Here is a 5,181-nt window from a genome sequence, read left to right as displayed (position 1 = left end):
CCACGCCGCGATACGCCTCGCGAGCGCCTGCGGGGCGCGCCTCGACGACGCCAGCCCCATCGCCGACGGCACCCTGCCGGGCGGCGTGCGCCTGCACGCGGTCCTCCCACCAGTCTCAGGATCGGGGACCCTCATCTCCCTGCGCGTCCTCGGCACCCGTCGGCTGGGCGTCGCAGACCTCGAGGCCTGCGGGACACTGCCCGGCGCGGTGGGGATGCTCCTGCGGGCGCTCGTTGTCTCGCGGGCGAACGTCCTTGTGAGTGGGGCGACCGGCAGTGGCAAGACCACCCTCCTGAGCGCCGCCCTCTCCCTCGTCCCCTCCGGCGAACGCATCGTCTGCATCGAGGAGGTCGCCGAGATCGCGCCCGCCCACCCGCACTGCGTCCACCTCGTCGAACGCAAGCCAAACGTGGAAGGGCGAGGAGGCGTCACCCTCTCCGACCTCGTGCGCGCGGCCATGCGCATGCGCCCCGACCGCCTCGTCCTTGGGGAGTGCCGAGGCCCCGAAGTGCGAGATGTCCTGACGGCCCTCAACACGGGGCATGACGGGGGCTGGGCGACCATCCACGCGAACGGGGCGAGGGAAGTGCCCGCGAGGCTTGCGGCGCTCGGGGCGCTCGCGGGTATGGGGGAGGGTGCCGTCGCGGCCCAGGCTTCCAGCGCCCTCGACGCCGTCCTCCACATGCGGCGCGACGCAGCTGGCCGCCGATGGGTGTCCGAGGTCGGGGTCCTCACGCGCGCTCGCGGTCCACTCGAGTGCGCGGTCGCGCTCAGCGCCTCCGCCGATGGCTGCGTCACCACGCACGAGGCCTGGGCCTCCCTCGCCCGAAGGGTCGGACTGTGAGGGTGGGCTGGGATGCGTTCGTGGACTGCCTCGGCCTCGGCGAGGTAGCGGTGGTCAGCGTGTTCGGTATATGCCTATTTGCTGTGTGTTTACGGTGTTGTATGGCCGTGTATCGGGGAGCGCATGAGAAGCGTATCGTGCGTGCGTGGATGTACCCGCGCAGCTCACGCAATCCTGCCGATGGGGCCTGGGGGCGCAGACTCCGCTGTCTCGCGGGCCACGACAACAGGGCGAGGCACCGCGGTCGCGCCATAGGTTCGCCGACGACGCGTGAGCTCTCCCTCCTGGTCGCCGAGGTCGCGACGCGCCTGCGTGCGGGAATGCCGACGGCACGAGCGTGGTCGTTGTCCCTCGCGCGCATCGGCGCGGGAGGCGCAGTGCGCGACACTGACCCATACCCGTCGATCTTCGACGAATGGGCACGCGAGCCTCCTCGCTGGAGCGTCCCGTTGCGCGCGCGATCCCCGGATGCGGGCGCTGCCAGAACGGCAGCTGCGTCCATCGCTCTGGCCTGCCGCTTCAGCAACGGCCTCGGCGCGCCCCTGGCTGACATCCTGGATGCCATCGGGGACAGCGTTGAGGATGCGCAAGCCGTTGAAGAATCTCGCCGCGTTGCTTCTGCCGGTCCCCTCATGTCCGCGCGCGTCCTCGCGGCTCTTCCCCTGGTCGGAATCGTGTCCGCCCTCGCGCTGGGTGCCTCACCCTGGCATTTCTACACGGGAGCGACCGTTGGGAGGGTCTGCGTCCTGCTCGGAATACTCGCGTGGGTGGCGGGCATCGTTTCGTGCCGCAGGATCCTCGCGCGGGCCAGACAACCCGATGAGGATACCGATGCTGCTCTGACCTGCGACCTCGCCTCCGCCGGGCTTGCATGCGGTGCGGCGATCCCGCGCGTCCTCGATGCGCTCGCATCGGCTAGCTCATGCGAGTCTCTCTCCTGGACGGCCTGCGCATTGCGGCTTGGGTCTATGTGGGGCGAGGCCTGGGAGGAGACCCCGGCATGGGTGCACCCGCTGCGAGACGCCCTCGAATCCGCCTGGACCAGCGGCAGCGCACCGGAAACGATGCTTGCGCGCAGTGCCTCCTGGGAGCGTCGAACCCGCCTGGTGGAGGCGAAGACGCGCGCAGAAGAACTCAGCGTCCGGCTCGTTGGACCGCTCGGCGCATGTTTCCTCCCCGCGTTTCTCACACTCGGAATCGCGCCCCTCCTCGCCTCCCTCACCGGTGGTATCGGCATGTAGCTCTTATCCACAGGGGTCGCTGGGGCTCGCGAGTTATCCACAGGGCTGCCAATCCGCGTGGAACCGCAAAACTACGAGCGCGCACACTAGCTCTACGCGTCGGTAGGCGCGAGAGACGAAAGGACAGATCAATGACGATCATCGACAGAATCGACTGCGCGGTGACGCGAGCCCAGCTCATCGCGATGGCGACCGTGCAGGATATGGGACGTGCCATGAGGGCCGGATCCGGTGGGGATAGCGCGGAGGGGCGTGATCCTGAGGAGGGCGCGACCACCGTCGAGTACGCGATTGGGACTATTGCCGCCGCGGGATTCGCTGGCTTGCTCATCGTGATCCTCAAATCGGACGCCGTGCGGGCAGCCCTGGAGTCCATCATCCAGGAGGCGCTCAGCACCCGATGAACAGCGATGAGCGCGGATACGTCACCGTCGAGCACGCCATTGGTTTCCTCGCGGTTACGGTCGTCATCGGCGTCATCGTCGCCGCCGCGCAGGCCGGGATGACCGGAGCCTCCCTGTGTCAGGCGGTGCGCGAGGGCGCGCGGGCTGCCTCCATCGGACAGGCTGACCCGCAGGGAGCGGCCTCAGCAGCCTATCCGCCCGGCTCCTATGCGGTCACTCGCTCGGATGGGTGGGTGAGCGTCACCGGCACTGCCCCCTACCGCGGGGCGGCCGGCTGGATCGGGGGCATCGCCCGTTGCACGGTGACGACCATCGACGAGGGGAACCTGCCGTGACGCATGTACGGATAGCTGGACGCGCGGCTGTGTCCCGACGTGGGCCTGTCGTGTATGGGCGCGCCGGCGACCGTTCCGGCGAGGAAGGATCCGGAACGGTCAACTCGGTGGGTTTGATTGTTCTTGCGCTCGCGCTCGCGGTGGTCCTCGGCGGGATTGGTGTCGCTCATCGCGAGCGGGTGCATCTGCAGGCCGTCGCCGACCTGGCGGCCCTGGCCGGGGCGGAGCAGTCCGCCACCGCCGCATGGGAGGACGTGGGGGAGAGGCCCTGCGCGGCTGCCTCCGTCGTTGCTCGCGCGAATGGTGTGGACATCCAGTCCTGCGAGGTGCGTGATTCTGACTGCCTGGTGGTCCTCACGCAGCCAGTCAGAATCGCTGGTATTTCAACGAATGTGAGCGCTCGGGCGCGCGCCGGACCGGGCGAGTGAAAAACTCACAGGAAATTGCCAGGTTCGTTCAATGGTTCCCACAGGTGGGGTTCGTACATTAATAGTCATCAAGCCAAGGGCGACACCCACAAAGGGTGAGCCAAGAAAGGGAGCGCATCGGAAGACTTGCACTGTGTTGATGGGATACTCGAAGGGGTCGGCCTTATGGCCGGCCCCTTCGGGTGTCTACAGCGCGGACTTCATGCCCCCGGCGCGCGCTCCTGGAGGTAGGTGAGCAGCGTGATCGCTCCCTGTTTGGACAGGGGTTCGTTGCCGTTGCCGCACTTGGGGGACTGGACGCAGCGTGGGCACCCGGACTCGCAGTCGCAGGAGGAGACGGCCTCGAGCGTGGCCGCGACCCACGACCGCGCGCTGTGAAAGCCGGCGAGCACGTGCCCCGCGCCGCCCCGGAACGCGTCGTGAATGAACACGGTGGGCGCGCCCGTGTCGTCGTGCAGCTCGGTCGACAGGCCGCCCAGGTCCCAGCGGTCACAGGTCGCGACGATGGGCAGGATCCCGATCATCGCGTGTTCGGTGGCGTGCAGCGTGCCCGCCAGGTCCGCGGCCTCGATCCCCATTGCGGCCAGCGCCGCAGGGGTGAGGGTGAACCACGTGGACTTCGTGGGCAGCGTGTGGGTGGGCAGGAACAACTCGATGTTGCGGATGAATTCGAGCCCGGGCAGGCGCAGCAGATCGTAGTCGGTGACCCGCGTCGACACGTTTGTCGGCCCGTGATGCCAGGTGACCGTCCCGTCCCCGCACACGTGCGTCTCCTCGATTGCGCAGACCTCGACGCTCGTGTGGGTCGCCGAGCGCGTGCGCAGGGGAGTGCGCACCTCCTCGACCAGGGCGACGCGCGCGTCGCCCGTCCGCGCGGGTGGGATGATGATCGACGAGGCCTGGGCCCCCTCGCGCTCCCCGCCCCCGAGGTGCTCGGTTCCCCGGGTGCCGCCCGACGCCTTGGGCAGGAGCGCGCGCGGCCATCCCTGGGCGGCGGGAGCGGTGGGCGTGGTGAGGGAGCTGAGGGAGAGCACGTGGAAGGTGCGCCCCTGGTGGATGTAGATGGCGCCGGGGAAGACCTGGGCGTCGGCGGATGCCTGGTCGATGGTGCCGATGACGGTGCCGGTGGCCGCGTCGACGATCTGAACGTCGCCTGCGGCTCCGCGCAGGTCGGTGAGGTCGCTGGGGCGCTCGGGCCTGGTGGCGTCCCAGAAGAACCCTGAGGGCCTGCGCTTGAGGTATCCGTCGGCGACGAGGCGTTCGGTGACCCCTCGCAGTTCCGGTCCAAAGTAGGTGATATCGGACGGAGTGATCGGTATTTCGGCGGCCGCGGCGGCGATGTGCGGTGCCAGCACCCACGGGTTGGAGGGGTCGATGACGGAGGCCTCGACCTCGCCGAGAATGTGTTCCGGGTGGCGCACCAGGTACGCGTCCAGCGGGTTGTCGGAAGCAATAAGCACGGAGGTTCCGGGCGCGCCCGCGCGACCCGCGCGGCCGATCTGCTGACGCAGGGACGCGCGCGTGCCCGGCCAGCCGACCGTGATCGTCGCGTCCAGGCCCGAGATGTCCAGGCCCATTTCGAGCGCGGATGTCGTGGCGAGCGCCCGCACTCCTCCCGTGCGGATCGCCTCCTCGAGCGCCCGGCGTTCCTCGGGCAGGTAGCCGCCGCGATACGCGCCCACCCGGCCTGCGTTCGCGGAACCGCGCGCCGAAAGCCGGTCGCGCACCTGAGCGGCCACGGCCTCGGCCCCCGCGCGCGAGCGCACAAAGGCGAGGAGGCGCGCCCCCTCCTCGACGAAAGCGGTGGCGAGGTTGGCGGCCTCAACCCCGGCGCTGCGCCGCACGATCGGGACCTTGAGGGTGGCCGCCCCCGGCGGCGCATCGAGGGCCTCCAGGAAGGAAGAAATGTCGACCTCAGACTCGTCGGCC

Annotated in this window: 6 protein-coding genes; 5 read left to right on the top strand and 1 reads right to left on the bottom strand. The window is 69.4% G+C overall.

The genetic code is table 11. The features are described 5' to 3' along the window. The 5 genes from HMPREF1137_RS05765 to HMPREF1137_RS05745 form a co-directional block, all read left to right on the top strand. Positions 1-844, top strand: an 844-nt coding sequence (locus HMPREF1137_RS05765) for a TadA family conjugal transfer-associated ATPase (RefSeq protein WP_007589918.1), incomplete at its 5' end; no start/stop codon positions are given. Positions 845-1,221: 377 nt separating this feature from the next. Beyond that, positions 1,222-2,085 carry a type II secretion system F family protein gene (locus HMPREF1137_RS05760; RefSeq protein ID WP_231284040.1) on the top strand — a complete coding sequence of 288 codons (864 nt, stop codon included), beginning with the start codon at positions 1,222-1,224 and terminating at the stop codon, positions 2,083-2,085. A gap of 131 nt (positions 2,086-2,216) precedes the next feature. Beyond that, positions 2,217-2,489: a DUF4244 domain-containing protein gene (locus HMPREF1137_RS05755; RefSeq protein ID WP_007589919.1), complete on the top strand. Its 273-nt coding sequence runs from the start codon at positions 2,217-2,219 to the stop codon at positions 2,487-2,489. Further along, a complete protein-coding gene (locus HMPREF1137_RS05750; protein WP_007589916.1) occupies positions 2,486-2,824 on the top strand; it encodes a TadE/TadG family type IV pilus assembly protein in 339 nt (112 codons plus the stop codon). The genes HMPREF1137_RS05755 and HMPREF1137_RS05750 overlap by 4 nt, the downstream gene beginning before the upstream one ends. A 50-nt stretch (positions 2,825-2,874) precedes the next feature. Continuing rightward, a complete protein-coding gene (locus tag HMPREF1137_RS05745; protein WP_007589917.1) occupies positions 2,875-3,252 on the top strand; it encodes an Rv3654c family TadE-like protein in 378 nt (125 codons plus the stop codon). 200 nt (positions 3,253-3,452) lie between these two features. Here HMPREF1137_RS05745 and HMPREF1137_RS05740 read toward each other — a convergent pair. After that, positions 3,453-5,181: DEAD/DEAH box helicase (locus HMPREF1137_RS05740; protein WP_007589920.1), on the bottom strand; the 1,729-nt coding region annotated here is incomplete at its 5' end.

Source organism: Actinomyces sp. ICM39 (assembly GCF_000282935.1).
Taxonomy (GTDB): domain Bacteria; phylum Actinomycetota; class Actinomycetes; order Actinomycetales; family Actinomycetaceae; genus Pauljensenia; species Pauljensenia odontolytica_B.
The sequence above is the reverse complement of the archived record's forward strand: the minus strand, read 5'-3'. Positions and strand labels throughout refer to the sequence as shown.

Excerpts from the sequence above, each read along its gene's own strand:
- HMPREF1137_RS05755 (WP_007589919.1), top strand. The coding sequence starts at position 2,217 with ATGACGATCATCGACAGAATCGACTGCGCGGTGACGCGAGCCCAGCTC.
- HMPREF1137_RS05750 (WP_007589916.1), top strand. The coding sequence starts at position 2,486 with ATGAACAGCGATGAGCGCGGATACGTCACCGTCGAGCACGCCATTGGT.